The sequence below is a fragment of the Alistipes sp. AM16-43 genome (assembly GCF_003435745.1).
GTDB classification, from domain to species: domain Bacteria; phylum Bacteroidota; class Bacteroidia; order Bacteroidales; family Rikenellaceae; genus Alistipes; species Alistipes onderdonkii.
In genome coordinates, this window is record NZ_QTUQ01000001.1 from 18,130 (window position 1) to 36,527 (window position 18,398).

The window sequence follows — 18,398 nt, forward strand, 5'->3', positions numbered from 1 at the left end:
GGCAGGCCAGAAACGGGACGGCAATCTCTGTGTGCCGTCCCGTGAAAGGGTGGCCGTTATTCGGCCTCTGCCGGGGTTTTCCCCTCGGACATGATGTATATCAGCGAATTCGTCAAGTCAAAATAGATGTCGTAGGTGCCGTCGAGCTGGACTTTCATGTTCTGTGAACCGCCGCTGGAGATGATGGCGACCGCCTTGTTGATGTCGACCGCACCGCCCGACGCCGTGCCGTAGTTCTTGGAGTCGTCCCAGGCGTTGTTGAAGCGGATCTTGAACTCGCTGGCGGTGGTCAGGGCTACGCCTTTGCGAACGAGGTAGGCGCCCTCCTCGCTCATGGAGAAATCGCCCAGGTCACCCCATCCGGTGATGTTGCCGACCAGTCCCCATGTGTCGGCGACCAGCTCGGGCTTGGCGCCTGCGGCCATCACGTAGGCGCGTCCCGCCTCGGGCAGCAGCCAGTAGTCGTACGTGCCGGCTTCGGCGATCACGGCATTGACCTTGTCGGCGGAAACCTTGAAGGCCGAGCCGATCGTGCAGGTGTAGGGGCTGCTGCCGGCGAATGCGGCGTCGGCCCCGATCCACTGCGACTCGTCGCCGCTCTTGAAGAGGAATTCCGAGTTGGCGGCTACCTCGACCCCTGCGGCCTTGTAGGCCACGATGTTCGAGCTGGCGCTCTCCATGGCCGTCGGGCCCCAGTCGGGGGTTGCGACGGTCTGGCCGTGGATGTACCAGTCGGCCTTTTCCGGCCCCGGGTCGGGTTCTTCGCCGCCGCCCGTGCCGTAGTCGCCGGCATTGAGTTCGTAGGTGATCTCCGCAGAGTTGTTCAGGGTTGCGTATACGCGGTAGTTGCCCGCCGTGGCCTTGATGTTGTCGCCGTTCTGCGAAAGGCGTCCGTCCGCCCCGCCGAAGTTTATCGCCCAGTCGTTGTCCGCACGGAATTTGAATTCCCCGGCGGTCAGTGTGACGTCGACCCAGAAACGCTGTTTTTGGGTGTCGAAATTCATCTCCGTGTCGGTGTCCCAGCCGCCCGGAGTGGCATCGCCGATAATACCCATCGAGTTGAACGACAGCTTATTGCTTAACGTTAATGTCGAACGGTCGAATACGAAGCGGTAGAAGCGCTTGGAATAGACCATGATGTTTCCGGAACCGCCGCTGGAGATCAGCGTGATCGACGGGGCTTCCGTTTCCGGTGCCGCAGCATCACCGTCGGTGCCCCAGTTGCAGGCATCGTTCCAACCGGCTTCGCCGCTCAGTTTGAAGCCGTTGGCGGCTTTTTCGCCCAAGTCAACGATAGCTTCGTAGGTGACCTCGTCGCCGGAGAAACAGAACAGTCCCTGTGCGTTGTCGAAATTCCAGCCGCAGTAATCGCCGATTACCCAGACCTGGGGATAGGTACGCTCGGCCGTCGTCACGGTCATGCGGACGGTGGCGGGGGCGGAGTAGAATTTCTCGAAGTCGGTGCCGATCGTGGCGCTGATGTAGAAATCCACGTCCGTAGGTTCGCCCGAGGGAACCCCCAGGCCGCCGTCTTCCACGGACAGCGCAAGGATGTTGTTGAGGCTTTCATAGGTCTGTTCCGACGAGGTGCCGTTCATTCCCGTGAAGAGCACCAGTTTCGCACCGTCGTTGTACGAGGCTTCGATCGAGTAGTTGATCTGGGTGCGGACGCCGAAGTCGGCGGCGTCCCAGGTGAAGGTCTGCGTCGAGCCCATGTTGTCGGGCGTAATGACGATCTCCCCGGGCAGCGCATGCAGCACGGGCGCCACGACCTTGTCGGGGTCGTAGGCCTTTACCTCGTCGAGCTTTTGGCAGGCGGAGAGGAGCCCCGTCGCAGCCGCCAGCATCATCGCATATCGTGTAATTTTCATAGTCGTACGATTTTTAGGGTTGGTTATTTATCGGTTGCGTTTCCGTAGCCGGGATTCTGGTGCAGTTCGGGGTTGGAAGCGAGCTCCGACGAAGGGATGGCAAAGATTTTCATGTAATCATCGAACCCCTGTCCGGTGAAGGTGCCGCCCTTGTATGTCCAGAGGAACGACGGGGTGGTGAACTTGCCGTAGCGGATCAGGTCGGTGCGGCGGTGCCCCTCCCACATCAGCTCGCGGGCACGCTCCTCGAGCAGGTAGTCGGCCGTGACCGACGAGGGGGCCGATACCCCGGCGCGGTCGGTCAGCTCCTTGAGCTTCGGCAGCGCGGTGTTGGCCTGTCCCAGGTTCATGCAGGCCTCGGCGTAGATCAGGTAGATCTCGCCCAGGCGGATCATCGGGAAGTCGATGTCGCTGTATGCCTTCGATGCAGCCGTGGCAAGGAATTCGTCGTTGGTCATGTCGTGGGGGATATTGTTGAACTTGAGGCAAGTCCACCCGTTGAGGAAGACATAGAGCGCATCGTTCATCGACTCCTGGCGGCCTTTGATGTAGAACATTCCGCCGCGTTTGTCGTTGACCGTATATTCGCCCGTGGTGTAGTCCGCGTTGCGGGCGTTGAAATATTTCTGTACGTATTCGTAGGGTACGCGGATGCCGGCCCAGCCGTTGTTCACGCCGTTGATCTTCTGTTCGGCCGTCACGTCGGTGGCGGCGATGGCTGCCAGCGTCAGGTACGACGTGCCGCCGTAGGACTGCGTCTGCTCGGCGTCGTATGCCACGCCGAAGATGATCTCCTTCAGGGCGTCGGCGTTCTCGCCGTTGTCGCCGCGGAAGAGGTCGGAATACTCCGGGCAGAGCGAGTAGCCCATGCCGAAGATCGCTTCGCAGGCGGATTTGGCCTCCGTCCACATCGGGGTGCCGGCATAAACCTCGGCATTGAGGTACATGCGGGCCAGCAGGCCGTTGACCGCACCCTTGTCGGCACGCGGGTAGTTCGAGCGTGCGGCAGGCATCGCGCTTTCGTCCGAAGCCAGGTCGGTCAGCTCCGAGATGCAGTAGTCAAAGACATCCTTGCGCGAGGCCTGTTTGGGGTTCACACCGCCGCCGAAGGGCGAGGTCTCGGTCGTAAACGGCACGTCGCCGAACACGTCGAGGGCGATCCAGTAGAAATAGGCGCGCAGGAAACGGGCCTCGGCACGGAAGCTCTGGATCCTGGCGGCCAGTTCGCTGCTCACGCCGCGGTCGGAGAGTTTGTCCGAGGCGGTCTGGCGCAGGTACTCGTTCACGTAGGCGATGCCCTGCAACGTACGTACGTAGACGGCGTAGGTCGCGTCGTTGTCGGCGTCGGACCACGTGTCGGTATTCATGGCGCGAACCCAGACGTCGTTCTCCCAGGCGCATTTGCAGGCGTCGGCCGTAACCTCCTGGATCGTCCAGAATGCGCGGATGAGCTCCGAGGCGCCGCCGTCGCTGATCTGCAGGTCGGTGGTGTCGTTCGAGACGAAATTGAAATAGAGTTTGGTGAGCCCGGCCAGGTAGCCGTTCTCGTCTTTCCCGTAGACGGTCTCCGAGGTCGAGTCGGACGGGTTGAGGGGCAGGGTGTCGAGATCCCCGATGCACGAAGTGAGCAGCATCGTTGCGCCTGCCGCCGCCAAGGCGAAATGTTTTATGTCGATTTTCATGGTTCGTTCGTTTTTAGAAGTTTACATTCAGACGCAGCGAATAGGTGCGCGGGCGCGGCCAGATCGAGCCGTCGATGCCGTTGACGCCCGGTATTTCGGGGTCTACGCCGCTGTAATCGGTGATGACGAATACGTTCTGCACGCCGAAGGCGACGCGCATCGAGCCCTTCCAGTTGCCAATCTTGTTGAACGTGTACCCGAGGTTGATGTCGTCCATGCGGAAGAACGAAGCGTTTTCGAGGAACATGTCCGAATACCACTGCTCGCCGCTGTTGGCCTTCGTAAAGCCGGTCTTCTTGACCAGCCGTGCGAAGTTGGGCAGGTTGCCGGCGTTGATGTCGATGTTGGACGTCGAGTTGGCCGAGGCGAAGTCGTTGAAGACCCAGTTGCCCGCCGAACCGTGGCCGTTGAAGCCGAAGTCCCAGTTCTTGTAGCTCAGCTTGAGGCTGATGCCGTAGAAGAAGTCGGGGTTGGGGCTCTTGTCGGTCATGTAACGGTCGCCCTGGTCGATCTGGCCGTTCTTGTTGCGATCCACCAATGCGTTCTGGATCGGCTTGCCGTCCTGGTCGTAAACCTGCTGGAAGCAGTAGTAGGTGTAGGGTGCATAACCCACCATGTGGCGCTGGAGCAGGTTGCCCGTACCCTTGGTGATGCTGCTCACCTGGATGGCGTAGTCGGGGTCGTCGGTGTTGTTGAGCTTGGTGAACTCGGTGTGCTGGAACGTACCGTTGAAGCCGACCGTGAGGTTCCAGTCCTTGGTCTGCACGGGGATGAAATTCAGGTTGAACTCCACGCCCTTGTTCTCCATCGAGCCGATGTTGGTGAGCACCGTGTTGCCGAAGTTCGAGCCCATGGGGGTGATGACGTTGTTCAGCAGGTCGTCCGTCTGGCGCAGGTACCAGTCGACGCTGCCGTTGATGCGGCCGCCGAGGAATCCGAAGTCGAGGCCGACGTTGTAGGTCGTCGTGGTCTCCCATTTGATGTTGGGGTCGTAGGCGCCCGGCGTGAGGTAGAACATGTGGCCGGCGCTGCCCATGTAATAGGTCTTATAGACGTCGGTCGACATGTAGTAACGCGCCAGATAGGGGTAGTTCGAAAAGATCTCCTGCTGCCCGGTCTGCCCCGCGCCCACGCGCAGCTTGAGGGCCGAGACGGCACGCGAATCCTTCAGGAAATTCTCCTCGGCGATGTTCCACGCAAAGGCGCCCGAAGGGAAGAGGCCCCAGCGGGTATCCTTCGAGAAACGCGATGAGGCGTCGTCACGCAGCGTGAAGGTGAAAAGGTATTTCGAGGCGATCGAATAGTTCAGGCGTCCGTAGAACGAGAGCAGGTAATTCTCCTGGCGGTTGAACGGGTAGCGCGAATCCTCGCCCTTCTGCTCGTGCGTCTCGTTGAAATAGGATACCGAGTGGTCGGAGCTGTAGAAATGCTGCCACGAATAACCGGCCATCACGTCGAGGTGGTGGATGCCCCACTCCTTATTGAAGTTGGCGTAGAATTCGAGCAGCTGGTTGCGGCGGAAGTTCGTCGTCCACGAATACTGTCCCCAGCCGCGGGCCTCGGTGTCGGTGTATGCCTGGAACGAGCCGGGGTTCACGCCGTCGTAGGTCTTGGCGCTCGATACGTCGAGGCCGAGGTTGAGGTTGAAGCGCAGCGCCTCGAAGCCGTGAACCTTATAGTCGATCTGGGCGTTGCCGATGAAACGCTTGGCACGCGCCGTATTGTCGCGGTCGTAGAGCTGCGAGAGCGGGCCTGCGCCCAGCAGGGTGTTGGGCGTGAAGTCCTCGCCGCGGCCCGATCCGTAGTTCCAGTATCCGTTGGTGGTCGTGTAGTCGACCGAACCGTCGTCGTTGCGGAAATAGGGGTCGATCGTGGGGTTGAAGAAGGCCGCCGAACCCACCACGCCGCCCGAGGCGTAGCGCTGCGACGTGATGACGCCCTTGGCGTTGAGGTTGACCGTGAGGTGCTTGTCGAAGAAGTTGGGCGAGAGGCTCAGGTCGAGCGTCCCGCGTTCGTATTTCGATGTTTCGAGCGTACCCTGCTGGTTGGTGTAGCCCACCGATGCGCGGTAGGGCATGCGGTCGTTGATGTTGCCGATCAGGCTGACGTTGTGGTCATGCGAAATGGCGGTGCGGAAGACCAGATCCTGCCAGTTGGTGTTCTTGTCGCCGAGCATCGACTGCACCTTGTCGCCCGTGGTCGTACCTGCGGGGTATACCTGGTCGATGTAGGTGCGGAACTCGCCGGGCGACATCACGGGCAGCTCGTCGGAGTTGGTCTGGACGCTCACGCTGCCGCTGTACGATACGCGGGGCGTGTTGCCGCGCCCCTTCTTGGTGGTGACGAGGATGACGCCGTTCGAGGCGCGCGAACCGTAGATGGCCGCCGCCGAAGCGTCCTTGAGCACGGTGAAGGATTCGATGTCGTTGGGGTTGATCGTCTCCAGCGGGTTGGCCATACCCTTGCCGCCGTCGACTGCGATGGGCACCCCGTCGATCACGATCAGCGGGTCGTTCGAGGCGTTGAGCGAAGCCGCACCGCGCACGCGGATGGTGGCGCTCGATCCGGGGCCTCCGTCGCCGGGGATGATATGCACGCCCGGAACCTTACCCTTGAGCATGTCCTGTGTGGAGACCACGGCGCCGCGGTTGAACTCTTCGGCCTTGATCGCCACGACCGAACCGGTCATGTCGTTCTTCTTGACCGTACCGTAGCCGATCACCACCACGTCGTCGATACCCATGGCATCCTCTTCGAGCGTGAGGTGCGCCAGCAGCGACGAACTGGCCACCAGGCTGACGGTCTTGTAACCGACATAGCTGACCTCGATGACCGACTCGGGGCCGGCGGCGCGGATGGCATAGTCGCCGTCGATGCCCGTCGAGACACCGTTGGTCGTGCCCTTTTCGACGACGGTAGCGCCCAGGATCGGCATCCCGGACTTGTCGACAACTACGCCTTTTACCTCATAACCAGCGTTTTGCGCCAGCGTGAGGGGGGGGGTAAATTGACATATGAGCAAGATACCCGCACACATAGTTAAAAATCGTTTCATAAGAATTTTGGTTAGTTTATAAGTTGATTTTATGGATTGTAGGTCATTGGGCCTTGTGTTCTTTGACCAGGAAGACCGACACGGCGGCCAGCAGCATGAATACCCCGGCGAGCGCCAGCATGTCGGCCGCATCGGAGGCGAAGCAGTACTTGACGATGGCACCGCCGGTCAGTCCGATGACGATCTGGGGGACGGTGATCGTGAAATTGAAGATACCCATGTATACGCCCATGCGGCGTGGCTCGACCGCGCGCGACAGGATGGCGTAGGGCATGGCGAGGATGCCCGCCCAGGCGATGCCGATCCCCACCATCGGGAGCATCAGCGCGTACTGGTCGTGCAGCAGGCACAACCCCGCGAAGCCCAGCGCCCCGGCGAGCAGGCAGACGGCATAGACGGGCTTGTTGCCGTAGCGCGCGGCGACGCGTGCGAGAAACAATGCGGCGATGCAGGCGGGGATGGGGTAGGTGCCGTTGAGCACGCCGACCCAGGTCTGCGTGGCACCGGCCGAGAGTACTTCGCCCGTGGCATGGTCGGTGACCACACCCGTGATGGCAGGTTTGAGGTAAGTCCACATCAGGAAGAGCGCCGCCCACGAGAAGAACTGCGTGACGCCCAGCCGCACCATCACGCCGGGGACGTTGCGCATGAGGCCGGCGAAGCTCATCGGCTTGGCATCCTCCCCGGAGAGGTTGTTGTAGCGGGCGAACTCCGCGGGCGGGTATTCCCGCGTCTTGAACGAGGTGACGAGCACCGTGAGCAGCAGGATCGCGCCCCCGGCGTAGTAGGAGTAGGCGATGTGCGGCGAAACATGCCCCGGAGCGGCCTCGTCCGACACGCCGAGCCATGTCATGACGAGCGGCAGGATAGCGCCGACGACCGCACCGAGGTTTATCAGGAAGGTTTGTACCACGTAGCCCTGCGTCTTTTGCGAATCGTCGAGCATGTCGGCCACCAGCGCCCGGAAAGGCTGCATCGTGACGTTGAACGACAGATCCATGAACAGCAGGATGAAAGCCCCCATGGCGAGCGGGGCGAAGGCGAGCAGTTTGGGGCAGTTGGGCATGAGCACCAGCGCCAGCGCCGAGATCAGCGACCCGCCCAGGATGTAGGGGATGCGGCGGCCCCAGCGCGTCCAGGTGCCGTCGGAAAAGAGCCCCACGATGGGCTGGACGATCATGCCGGCCAGCGGTGCCGCCAGCCAGAAGTAGCTCAGGTGGCTGACATCTGCCCCCAGCGATTCGAAGATGCTCGACGTGTTGGAATTCTGGAGCGAATATCCGATCTGCACGCCGAGGAAGCCGAAGCTGAGGTTCCAAATCTGCCAAAATGAGAGTTTAGGTTTGGTCATTTCGGTTTTTCGGTTGGTTTTCAGGTTATACAAATTTTAATAAAAAAATCCGGATGGCGAACCGCCGGGCGACGAACGGAGGGATCAGCCGGATGAACGGGCGGATTTTTACGACGAACGGTAGCCCGAGGGGGACGATTTGGAATTTACGCGGAAAAACACTACCTTTATTCATAAATAAACGAAACCCGTATATACTTAATACAGCCTCAGTCAGCCTATATGCGATCGCTCAAAGTGTCCGGAATTATCCACCTGTTCGCCGTGCTCCATGCCGTGGTCGCCCTTTCATGCCATCTGGCGGGGATCAACGACGAGTTGGTGCTGACGCTGCTGACGATCGTGCTGATCGTGCTGATCTGCCTCAAACGCGGCCTGAACGTGGAGTTCACTGCTGCCAGCGTGATCGTCGTCAACGTGATCGGCTACCTGCTGGGTACGGGCGGTGCGCAGTTGATCGAGCTGTTATTGCACGCCCCGCCTGTGGTGCATGCCGTCTCGACCTTCATCACCACCGAGATTCTGGGCTGGAGCATCGTCTGGTTCACCAAGTTGTTCCGCCGCGGCGACGACACGGCGAGCCGCTCCTCGGCCTGGACGCCCCGCATCGGGTTGCTGCTGCTGGCCGTGGGGGTGATTTTCGTGCTGAGGCTGGCCTATGTCGAGCTCTTCTCATCGCCTTCCTTCTCCACAGACCGCCTTTACCACATGGCCGACTTGCTGGCTTCGAATTCCGCGGCACTGATTATCCTGCTGTGTGTCAATATTATCTATGTCCGGTATACGCGCAGGCGTGAAACCCGGCACGGTCTGATCGCCGAAATCGCGGCGTTCCTCCTGTTCGTGCTGTTCACGTCGGCCTGCGTGGCGCTCATTACGGGGCTGCACCTGCCGTTCGCCTTCGACCGCTCGTTCTCCGCACGGGAGTTCCTGCAACTGTGGATCGTCACCCTGCTGGTCGAGGTAACCCTCTATTCGGTCGTATTTATGGTCGATTACGCCCTGGTCGCGCGTGCCGTGCTGCGTGCCGAGCGCGGTAAGGCGCACCAGGCGCAGTTCCGTTACATGAAACTCAAACAGCAGGTCAACCCCCATTTCCTGTTCAACTCGCTCAATATCCTCGACTGCCTGGTCTGCGAGCAGCGCACGGAGCAGGCCAGCGCCTACATCCATAAACTGGCGGGCATCTACCGTTACATGCTCCAGAACGAGGAGGAGACGCTCGTGCGCCTGCGCGAGGAGATGGCTTTCGTGGGGATGTACGTCGACTTGTTGCAGGTGCGTTTCCCCGAGGGGTTTCGCGTGGAGACCGACATTCCGGACGAGGCCATGAACCGCCATGTCCTGCCCTGCTCGGTGCAGCTGCTGATCGAAAACGCCATCAAGCATAACTCCGTGGGGGCCGACCGGCCGCTGGTGATCCGCATCGTCGCCGGGGCCGGAGCCGTGACGGTGTCGAACAACCTTCAGCTGAAGGTATCCGGCACTACCTCGACCCGTGTGGGGCTGAACTACATCCGCCAGCAGTACCTCGACCTGTCGGGCATCCCGATCGGGATACGCCGTACCGATACCGAATATTGTGTCACCTTACCGTTGCTGTAATATGAACGTACTGATCGTAGAAGACGAAATGATGGCCCAGGCAAACCTGGCGCGAGCGCTGACCCAGCATTTTCCCGACGTACGGATCGTCGGGACGACCGGCTCGGTCAGGGAGACGGTGCTCTGGCTGCGCACGCCGGGGAACAGTGCCGATGTGATTTTCATGGACGTGGAGCTCTCCGACGGGGATTGCTTCGAGATATTCCGCCAGGCGGACGTGACGGCGCGGGTCATCATGACCACCGCATACGACAATTACGCCGTGCGGGCGTTCGAGGTCAACAGCATCGACTACCTGCTCAAACCGATCGACCCCGCGGCGCTGCGGCGTGCCGTGGAGCGTTGCCGGGTGCGGAGCGGGGGTATCGACCCCGACGTATTGCTGAACGCAATCCGCAGCCCGCGCGAATACAAACAGCGCTATGTCGTGCGTTTCAACGACCGGATCGTTCCGGTACAAACCACCGACATCGCCTATTTCTACTCGGAAGAGAAAAACACCTACCTTGTCACGAGCGACAACAACCGCTATGTTGTGGATCAGTCGCTCGACGTCCTTTCGGACGAACTGGATCCCGGTCGGTTTTTCCGCATATCGCGCGGCTGTATGATCGCCATGCCGGCGATCGTCAGCATCGTGAAATACCTGGGCAACCGGCTGAAGATCACGGCACGACCGCGTCCGGAGTTCGAGATGGTGGTGAGCCGGTCGCGGGTCGACGACTTCCTAAAGTGGTTGGAGGGGAATGGCTGAGCCTTCGTCGCGGCGGCATGATAAAAAGGGGTACCCCGAGAATCCGGGGTACCCCTTTTTTGTAGCCGGGAGCGGCTGTGCGGCAGTACGCCCGTCAGCGGCGCCCGCTGCAGGCGATCATGTCGTGCAGCGATTCGTTGAAGGTCTCCTTGCGGAGCAACTCCTCGAGCGGGAGGTGCATCCGGTAGCGCCAGTGGTAGCGGGGGATGGACGGGACGTTGATGCGTTCCTTGGCCGGGTCGGGGTAGCGCAGCTCCCCGTCGGTCGAAAGCCAGTCCTGCAACGGCAGGATGGTAAGCATCGCCGGGGAGTTGAGGTGCATGTCGAGGATGCGCCGGCATATCCACGGCTCGCAGAAATAGGGAACGTCGCCCCCGATGCCGAGTGCTTCGTGGTAGAAGCGCGCCGTGAGTTCGCGGTCTTCCTCCCACCATGCCCGCAGCGGGTTCATGTCGTGCGTCGAAGTGGTGCAGACCGAGAAATAGGGGTAGTGCGCCGGGTCGGCGAAGAGTTCCCCCGGCGTCTTGGGCATGCGCTGGATTTCGAGCGAGAGGATTTGCAGTTCGTGCATCGTTTCGGGGACGCTGTCGGGGATCATCCCCAGGTCTTCGCCGCAGGTCAGCATCTCGGTCGCCGAGAGGAGTACCGGGAGCTTGCGCAGGGCGGATTCCTGCCAGAAACGGTTGTGCCGGTGGTAGAAGAAGTCGGTATAGAGCCGGTCGAAGGTCGCGCGGCGCTCTCCGTCGAGCCGGCGGTAGGCATGTGTCGAGTGGGGGGCGATGCGGGGGTGGAAATAGCCCTTGCGGCGCGGGTCTTCGATGAAGAGCACGTCGTCGAGCAATGCCATAAGCCCTTCCCGCAGCCGGGTCTGGTGTTCGTCGTCGCCCGGGAAGCGGGCTGCGACCTTGCGCTGTGTGGCGTAGGCGGGCAGTAACCGCCCCTCCTTCATGCAGGTGGCGCGGACTTCGCCGGCCAGGTCGCCGAACAGTTCCCCGAGCGTGTGCTCGTCGGGCGCCGGAGTGGTGTAGCGTCCGCCCTGCGTGTCGAAGCCCATGCCGCGCAGTTCATCTGCGGAATAGGGCAGGGCGGGGTTGAAATAGCCCAGCAACCCGTGTACGGCATGCGTGGGAATCTCCCAGATGCGGAAGAACCCGAGGATGTGGTCGATGCGGAAGGCGTCGAAGTATTCGGCCATCTTGGCCATGCGTGCCCGCCACCAGGCGTAGCCGTCGCGTGCCATGCGTTCCCAGTTGTAAGTCGGGAATCCCCAGTTCTGCCCGACGGCCGAGAATGCGTCGGGCGGGGCCCCGGCCTGCGAGTCCATGTGGAACAGGTGCGGGTAGAGCCATGCGTCGACGCTCGTGCGGCTGATGCCGATGGGCAGGTCGCCCTTGAGGACGATGCCGTGGTCGCGGGCGTAGGCGCAGACCTCGGACAGCTGCGTATGCAGGTGGTATTGGACATAGCAGTGGAATGCGATGTCGCGGCTGTGGCTGCGGCAGTAGGCGTCGATGGCTTTGCGGTCATAGCGGGCGAAGCCACCCCAGCGGGTGAAGTCGGGCGTACCCGTTTGGTCGCGCAGCGTGCAGAAGGCGGCATAAGGAATGAGCCAGTGTTCGTTGGCGGCGATGAAGTCCTTGTAGTCGCGGCGTGCCGCGGTGCGGGCGCCGTGGCGTTCGAACGCCCGGCGGAGCAGCCGCAGTTTGTGCCGGTTGACCCGCTCGTAGTCTATTTCGGGGAGGGCGTTCAGTTCGCTGCGCAGGGTGCGGTACTCGTCGTCCTCCACGACGCCCGCGGCGGGCAGCCGGATGAACTGCGGGTGCAGGGCGAAGGTCGAATTGGCGTTGTAGGGGTAGGAGTCTTCCCAGGTGCCGGTCATGGTGGTGTCGTTGATCGGCAGTACCTGGATGACGCGCTGCCCGGTGGCGGCCGCCCAGTCGATGAGCCGTTTCAGGTCGTAGAACTCGCCGACGCCGAAATCCTCTTCCGTGCGGAGCGAGAAGACCGGGATCGCCGTCCCGGCGCCCCGCCACCTGCGCTCGGGGAAACGCGGGTATGCCGCGGCGTCGAGGGCGTGTTCGCCGGCGCCGGGCAGCTCGCCCCAGGTGCGGTTGGCACCCTCCTCCCACAGGATGGGGGTGAGGGTCTTGCGGTCGGCGATCAGGAATTTGTATTCGAACCGGTGGGCGGTATGCAGCGTGAGTTCCCATTCCGGGAAGCGGCAGTCGTCCATCGGGACGATCCGTTTCCAGTCGCCCAGCTCACGGCCGCTGCCGGCGACGGCGAGCGTTTCGTCCGGCCGCAGGGTGGGCAGCACGACGCGCAGCGTGATGTTGCCCGTAGCCTTCTTCGGACTGCCGGTTTTCCCGCGGCCGAAGATGCCCCGGGTGAATGCCGAGGAGTAGAACGGCGTGTCGGAGGGCATCTCCTGCCAGCGGTCGCGGATGCGCAGCGTGCGCACCCCCTCCCGGGACGGGAGCCGCAGCGTGTGCGGCCGCCATTCGCTGCGGATGCATGTGCCGTCGCGTTCGATTTCATAGCGGTATTCGGTATCATCCCTCTGGGTATAGCGGTCGATGGCGCCTGTCCAGATGCCTCCGTCGGCGTATTGCAGCGCAATGCGCCGTTTGCCGATCCGCATGACGAGCTGTTCGCCCCAGCGGGTACGGTATTCGATGCTGATCAGGAGTTTCATGGTTCGGTATGTCGTTTGGTTCGGAATCGGTTTATACAAAATTAAAAAAATAATCCGGTTTTGTCTTTCCGGCAGGGAAAATTCAGAGACCCCGGATGAATTCCGTAACGACGGCCACGAGGTCGGGGTCGATCGGCAGCGTGCTGTCGCCGTAGGCTCCCATCTGGTCGATGCGCGTGCGTCCCGTGCATTTTTTGAGCGGGTGGGTCATCCCTGCGATGATTGCCTTCCGGGCCCGGGGCTGTGCCTTCGCCAGCGCCTCGGCATTGCCGGGCGGCACCTGCAGGTCGTTGTCCCCGCCCACGACGAGGATCGGAACCCGCACCTTGCGGATCTCCTCGCGCGGGTCGTAGCGCAGGCTGGAGATCCAGAACGTCTGTACCGAAGGGTGGAACAGCGCTTCGAGCTGCGGCGGGCAGGATTCGACCCGTTCGCCCCGTTTCAGGGAGGCGGTGATCGCGTTGGCCTGCAAGAGCAGATCCATGTTGTCGGGCAGGAGTTGTGAGGCCAATTGCAGCTGGAGTATCTCGTCGAGCGGGTAGCCGGCGCCGGCCACCGAGATGACGGCAGCGACCTTCGGGGTCTGTTGCGCCGCGCAGAAGGCGATCAGCGCCCCTTCGCTGTGGCCGATCAGTATGACACGGCGGAAGCCCTCGCCGGTAAGGTAGTCGGCCCATGCCGCGGCGTCGCCGATGAAATCCCCCAGTACGGCGTCGGCCATTTTTTCCGGCTCCGTGAACCGGCTCGCACCGATGCCGCGTTTGTCGTAGCGCAGCGAGGCGATGCCTGCCTTTTCGAGCGCCTGCGCCAGGTAGAGATAGCTGTTTACATTGCCGTTGCGCGGAGTGGGCCCCGAACCGGCGATGATGACAGCCACGGTTTCCGTACCTGCATCGGGGGTGAGCAGCGTGCCGTAAAGCGTTCCGAAATCGCGTTCGAGCGAGACGTTCCTTTCGCCGGCGGCGGTATGCGCGAAGGCCAGCAGGAGGATGGCTGTCAGCAGGTGTTTCATGGCTTATGGGTTTCAGGTTGTTCTCAGTCGGTGTTTTTTTGCCTGTGCGGCGTGTCGCTCCGGTCTGTTTGCCGGCGTTTTGTTCCTGCGTATCGTGCCGGTACCGGGTCGGTGCCGGGCCTGTGTCCGGCGGGTCGTGGCGGCGGGGTTACAGCTCCCCGACCGCCTTTTCCAGTCCGATGCCGCGCGAACCCTTGATAAGCACCAGCGCGTTGTCCACGGGGTGTGCGCGGAGCGCTGCGATGAGGTGTTCCCGGTCGGCGAAGAGCGTGATCCGGGCGGGTTGCGGTTCCATGCCGGCATGGGCCCTGGCGAATTCCGTGCCGACGAGCATCACTTCTGTCTGCGGAGCCTGCGCTGCGAGGCGGATGACAGCGGCGTGTTCCTGCTCGGACCAGGCGCCCAGTTCGAGCATGTCGCCCAGGATCAGCAGGCGGCGGGTACGCGCGCCGGGCGGCTCGGCGAGGAAATTCGCGACCGATGCCCGCATACTCGAGGGGTTGGCGTTGTAACAGTCCACGATGAGCGTGTTGCGCCCCGTCTCGGTGCGCTGCGAGCGGTTGTTGTCGGGGACATAGCTGCCGACAGCATGGCGGATACGCTCGTCGGCGACGTCGAAATAACGTCCGACGGCCACGGCTGCGGCGATGTTGAACCGGTTGTAATGCCCTTCGAGGTGGTTTTCGAGGCCCTCGGCCAGTGTGACGCTGTAATATTCCACGGCCAGCCCGTCGCGTTCGGCGGCCATGTTCGTCAGCGTCTCGTCCTCGCGGGGGACGAAGGCGCGGCCGCCGTTCGCGGCCAGGTAGTCGAACAGTTCGCCCTTGCCGCGGCGCACCCCCTCCGGGCCGCCGAAGCCTGCGAGGTGTGCACGGCCGATGTTGGTCAGGATGCCGTAGTTGGGCTCGGCGATCGAGGCCAGCAGGGCGATTTCGCCGCAGGCGCTGGCTCCCATTTCGACCACGCCGAACTGCGTGTCGCGGGTCATGGCGAGCAGCGTGAGCGGCACGCCGATGTGGTTGTTGAGGTTGCCGCGCGTGGCGTAGACCTCGAAGCGTTCGGCCAGCACGCGGTTCACCAGTTCCTTGGTCGTGGTCTTGCCGTTGCTGCCCGATATGGCGAGTATCGGGATCGCCAGCCGGCGGCGGTGTTCGCGTGCCAGCTCCTGCAACGCCCCGAGCGTGTCGCCGACCAGCACCATACGCTCGTCGGTGACGGCTGCCGGGTCGTCCACGACGGCATAGGCCGCGCCTTTGTCCAGCGCCTCCGCCGCGAAGCGGTTGCCGTCGAACGTCGCGCCGCGCAGGGCGAAAAAGATGGAATCAGCCCCGATGTCGCGCGTGTCGGTGGAGATGTGCGGGTGTTCCCGGAAAATATCGTATAGTTCGGACATATCAGTTCGCGTGTTTGGGTGTCCCCGAGGGCATGGGGTAGGGCCCCGGCTCTGCGGGCTCTCCGAAGCGGGGGTTGCCCGTGGCGTCGAAGTCGAAGCGTTGCAGGCGTACGTCGCGCCCCCAGTTGTGTACCGTATCTTTTTTCGAGTGGTAATAGATCCAGTATTCGTTCCCGTCAGGCGAGGTGGTGAAACTGGCGTGGCCGACGCCGTGTATGCGGTCGTTGCCGGTGAAGATGGGGCCGCTCTTGATCCATGATGCGGGATTCAGCGGGTCGCTGTCGGGGGTGCGCAGGCGCAGCTGCCCGAGCTTGTAGTGGCGCGACCACGAGCCGCGCGTGGAGTAGACGATGAAGAGGTCGTCGCCGTGCCGCAGTGCTGACGGGCCTTCCTGCAGGGCGATGTGGTCGCCCTGTTCCCACGGCTGGTCGGGTCGTGAGAGCAGGATGCGCGGCCCGATCCGGGTCGGCGATTCCATGCGGGCGATGTAGAGCAGCTGGTCGGTGGCGTCGGTATCGCGCTGGCGCTCCCAGCCGGACCATACGGCATAGAGCTCTCCCCGGTGTTCGAAGATCGTCATGTCGATGGCCCAGATGTTGTCCGTCTTGCCGTCGGGGTTGTCGCCGGTGTAGAGCATGCCGCGGTCGCGGTAGTCGCCCAGCGGCGTGTCGCACTCCAGCACGCCTGTGCGCTGCCCCGTGAAGGGGCTGCCGGGGACGGGTGCCGCGGCGTAGTAGATGTACCATTTGCCGCGGAGGCGGTGCAGCTCGGGTGCCCAGATGTTGAAGCTGTTCCACGCCCCGCTGTCGGCGGGCTGCCAGACAACACGCTCGCGTTCGAAACGCGTCATGTCGTCCGATTCGGTCACGGCGATGCCGCGTCCTGATTTGAAGCAGGTGTAATAGCGCCCGTCGTATTTGGTGATCCACGGGTCGGCGCCGTCGCGCAGCGGGTTGGTGAAGGTGGCCTGCGGCGCGGAGCACGAGAGCATCCCCGCCACTAAAAAAAAGCCCGCAGCGAATCGTCGCAGCAAGGCTGTGGTATGGAACGGCATGCGTTTCATAGGTGTCAGATATGTTTGTCCCCGTTGTGGAACTTTACTTCGTCGATGAATTTCTTGATGTTCTGTTCTTCGGCGCGGGGGCATATCATCAATACGTCGTCGGTGTCCACGACGATGTATTCCTTCAGGCCGCTGATGACCGCTACCTTGCCCTTGGGCAGCGAGACGATGCTGCTGCGCGTGTCGTAGACATAGCACCCCTCTTCGGGGACGGCGTTGGCGTAGCGGTCTTTGCGGGCGTGCTGGTAGACCGAGCCCCATGTGCCGACGTCGCTCCACCCGAAGTCGCCGCAGCGGACATAGACGTTGTCGGCCTTTTCCATGATGCCGTAGTCGATCGAGATGGCGCGGCACTCCGAGAAGACGATCTCCACGGTGGTCTTCTCGGCATCGGTGCCCAGCGCCTTCATCACGCCGCTGAACATGGCATGGTGCTCGGGCAGGTATTTGCGGAAGGCCTCGACGATGGCCTGCACCTTCCAGATGAAGATACCCGAATTCCAGTAGAACTCGCCGGTCTGGAGGAAGGTCTGCGCCAGCTCGAGATCGGGCTTTTCGGTGAAGCACTTGACTTTGCTGATGGTGTGGTCGTCCGAAACCTGGATGTAGCCGTAACCCGTATCGGGGCGTGTGGGTTTGATGCCCACGGTCAGCAGTGCGTCGTGCCGGTCGGCGAATTCGAGGCACTCGCCGATGATCGTGCGGAAATCGTCCTCGTTGAGGATCAGGTGATCCGACGGCGTGACGATCATCTCGGCGTCGGGGTTCTCCCTGAGCAGCGTATAGGCCGCATAGGCGATGCAGGGGGCCGTATTGCGGCCGATCGGCTCGCAGAGCACCTGTTTCTCCCCGATTTCGGGGATGTGCTGCAATACCAGATCCTTGTATTTGTGGTTCGTCACGACGAGGAAATTCCCGGCGGGGACGATTTTTGCAAAGCGCTCGTAGGTGTGGCGGATAAACGATTTCCCGGTTCCGAGGATGTCGAGGAACTGTTTTGGCATCGACTGCCGGCTCTTGGGCCAGAAACGCGATCCGATGCCGCCGGCCATGATGACACAATATTTATTGCTTGCCATAAGTTATAATATGGAATTAAGTGAGACAAAGATAAAAATATTTTGTAACTTTGCCGCCTATTGCAGGAATAATATTTTTGTACTCCCGATGAAGATAAGACTGTTCACCATACCCAACCTGCTGACCCTTGCGAGCCTGCTTTGCGGCTCGTTCGCGGTGGTTTCGGCACTGGTTTACGGCGATCTGGCGCTGGCTTTCTGGCTCACGATCGCCGCCGGTGTTTTCGACTATTCCGACGGTTTCGTGGCCCGGCTGCTCAAATGCCCTTCCGCCATCGGCGTACAACTGGACTCGTTGTCCGACATGGTCTCGTTCGGCTTCGCCCCGTCGGCCGTGCTTTTCGTCTTGTGGAACAATTCCCTGCCTGCGGATGCCGAAGCATGGCTGCGCTACGGCGGCAGTGCACTTTGTTTCGCGGTGGCGGCCTTCTCGGCGCTGCGGCTGGCGAAATTCAATATCGACGAGACGCAGCATACCGAGTTCTGCGGCCTTCCTACTCCTGCCAATGCGCTGTTTTTCATATCTTTGGGGTGGATTAAGGTGAAGACGGGTTTCGACTTGGGTTACTGGTTGCTGCTGCTCATTCCCGTGATGTCGTGGCTGCTCGTTTCGCCCGTGCGGATGTTCGCCTTCAAATTCCAGCACTTCGCCTGGAAAGGCAACGGGGTGCGTTATGTTTTTATTGTATCGGCGGCGCTCCTGCTGGCCGTGCTGGGTGTTCGTGCCGTGCCGGTCGTGATCGTCCTCTACATCGCAACCTCGGTCGTACGCTGGTTGTCGATGAAGGCAAAAGGCTGTGGACAAGCCGGATAGTTGTGTATTTTAAGAATTTTTATT

General features: G+C 61.8%; 12 protein-coding genes. 3 read left to right on the plus strand and 9 right to left on the minus strand.

Going from position 1 to position 18,398, the window contains the following annotated elements; genetic code table 11:
* Window positions 1-56: 56 nt before the first annotated feature.
* Genes DW189_RS00070 through DW189_RS00085 form a run of 4 tightly spaced genes read right to left on the minus strand, consistent with a single transcriptional unit; the run spans window position 57 to window position 7,959 of the window.
* The gene (locus tag DW189_RS00070; RefSeq protein ID WP_117506447.1) at window positions 57-1,871 is read right to left on the minus strand and encodes a SusE domain-containing protein; all 1,815 of its coding nucleotides are present in this window, start codon (window positions 1,869-1,871) and stop codon (window positions 57-59) included.
* Window positions 1,872-1,894: 23 nt separating this feature from the next.
* Complete coding sequence (locus tag DW189_RS00075) at window positions 1,895-3,553, minus strand: RagB/SusD family nutrient uptake outer membrane protein (protein ID WP_117506448.1); 1,659 nt, start codon at window positions 3,551-3,553, stop codon at window positions 1,895-1,897.
* A gap of 13 nt (window positions 3,554-3,566) precedes the next feature.
* Complete coding sequence (locus DW189_RS00080) at window positions 3,567-6,608, minus strand: SusC/RagA family TonB-linked outer membrane protein (protein WP_117506449.1); 3,042 nt, start codon at window positions 6,606-6,608, stop codon at window positions 3,567-3,569.
* 43 nt (window positions 6,609-6,651) lie between these two features.
* On the minus strand, window positions 6,652-7,959 hold the full coding sequence (locus DW189_RS00085; protein WP_117506450.1) for an MFS transporter: 1,308 nt from the start codon (window positions 7,957-7,959) through the stop codon (window positions 6,652-6,654).
* Between the two features lie 222 nt (window positions 7,960-8,181).
* Here DW189_RS00085 and DW189_RS00090 point away from each other — a divergent pair, with 222 nt between their 5' ends.
* Entirely contained in the window at window positions 8,182-9,564 is a 1,383-nt protein-coding gene (locus DW189_RS00090; protein ID WP_117506451.1) for a sensor histidine kinase, read from the plus strand.
* A 1-nt stretch (window position 9,565) separates the two neighbouring features.
* Window positions 9,566-10,318 carry a LytR/AlgR family response regulator transcription factor gene (locus DW189_RS00095; RefSeq protein ID WP_032136028.1) on the plus strand — a complete coding sequence of 251 codons (753 nt, stop codon included), beginning with the start codon at window positions 9,566-9,568 and terminating at the stop codon, window positions 10,316-10,318.
* A 94-nt stretch (window positions 10,319-10,412) separates the two neighbouring features.
* Here the strand turns inward: DW189_RS00095 and DW189_RS00100 are convergent, their stop codons facing one another.
* From DW189_RS00100 to DW189_RS00120, 5 genes are all read right to left on the minus strand, one after another.
* Window positions 10,413-13,013 carry a 4-alpha-glucanotransferase gene (locus tag DW189_RS00100; RefSeq protein ID WP_117506452.1) on the minus strand — a complete coding sequence of 867 codons (2,601 nt, stop codon included), beginning with the start codon at window positions 13,011-13,013 and terminating at the stop codon, window positions 10,413-10,415.
* An 82-nt stretch (window positions 13,014-13,095) separates the two neighbouring features.
* On the minus strand, window positions 13,096-14,025 hold the full coding sequence (locus DW189_RS00105) for an alpha/beta hydrolase (protein WP_117506453.1): 930 nt from the start codon (window positions 14,023-14,025) through the stop codon (window positions 13,096-13,098).
* A gap of 148 nt (window positions 14,026-14,173) precedes the next feature.
* Window positions 14,174-15,418 carry a UDP-N-acetylmuramoyl-tripeptide--D-alanyl-D-alanine ligase gene (locus tag DW189_RS00110; protein WP_117506454.1) on the minus strand — a complete coding sequence of 415 codons (1,245 nt, stop codon included), beginning with the start codon at window positions 15,416-15,418 and terminating at the stop codon, window positions 14,174-14,176.
* 1 nt (window position 15,419) lies between these two features.
* Window positions 15,420-16,481, minus strand: a complete 1,062-nt coding sequence (locus tag DW189_RS00115; RefSeq protein ID WP_141404848.1) for a family 43 glycosylhydrolase — start codon at window positions 16,479-16,481, stop codon at window positions 15,420-15,422.
* A 5-nt stretch (window positions 16,482-16,486) separates the two neighbouring features.
* Window positions 16,487-17,560, minus strand: coding sequence for a mannose-1-phosphate guanylyltransferase (locus DW189_RS00120; RefSeq protein WP_055202551.1), 1,074 nt, complete (start codon window positions 17,558-17,560; stop codon window positions 16,487-16,489).
* A gap of 88 nt (window positions 17,561-17,648) precedes the next feature.
* Here DW189_RS00120 and DW189_RS00125 point away from each other — a divergent pair, with 88 nt between their 5' ends.
* Window positions 17,649-18,374, plus strand: a complete 726-nt coding sequence (locus DW189_RS00125; RefSeq protein ID WP_055202553.1) for a CDP-alcohol phosphatidyltransferase family protein — start codon at window positions 17,649-17,651, stop codon at window positions 18,372-18,374.
* Window positions 18,375-18,398: the final 24 nt, after the last annotated feature.

Coding starts and splice junctions, on each gene's coding strand:
- DW189_RS00070 (WP_117506447.1), bottom strand. CDS start 1,871: ATGAAAATTACACGATATGCGATGATGCTGGCGGCTGCGACGGGGCTC.
- DW189_RS00075 (WP_117506448.1), bottom strand. CDS start 3,553: ATGAAAATCGACATAAAACATTTCGCCTTGGCGGCGGCAGGCGCAACG.
- DW189_RS00080 (WP_117506449.1), bottom strand. CDS start 6,608: ATGAAACGATTTTTAACTATGTGTGCGGGTATCTTGCTCATATGTCAA.
- DW189_RS00085 (WP_117506450.1), bottom strand. CDS start 7,959: ATGACCAAACCTAAACTCTCATTTTGGCAGATTTGGAACCTCAGCTTC.
- DW189_RS00090 (WP_117506451.1), top strand. CDS start 8,182: ATGCGATCGCTCAAAGTGTCCGGAATTATCCACCTGTTCGCCGTGCTC.
- DW189_RS00095 (WP_032136028.1), top strand. CDS start 9,566: ATGAACGTACTGATCGTAGAAGACGAAATGATGGCCCAGGCAAACCTG.
- DW189_RS00100 (WP_117506452.1), bottom strand. CDS start 13,013: ATGAAACTCCTGATCAGCATCGAATACCGTACCCGCTGGGGCGAACAG.
- DW189_RS00105 (WP_117506453.1), bottom strand. CDS start 14,025: ATGAAACACCTGCTGACAGCCATCCTCCTGCTGGCCTTCGCGCATACC.
- DW189_RS00110 (WP_117506454.1), bottom strand. CDS start 15,418: ATGTCCGAACTATACGATATTTTCCGGGAACACCCGCACATCTCCACC.
- DW189_RS00115 (WP_141404848.1), bottom strand. CDS start 16,481: ATGAAACGCATGCCGTTCCATACCACAGCCTTGCTGCGACGATTCGCT.
- DW189_RS00120 (WP_055202551.1), bottom strand. CDS start 17,560: ATGGCAAGCAATAAATATTGTGTCATCATGGCCGGCGGCATCGGATCG.
- DW189_RS00125 (WP_055202553.1), top strand. CDS start 17,649: ATGAAGATAAGACTGTTCACCATACCCAACCTGCTGACCCTTGCGAGC.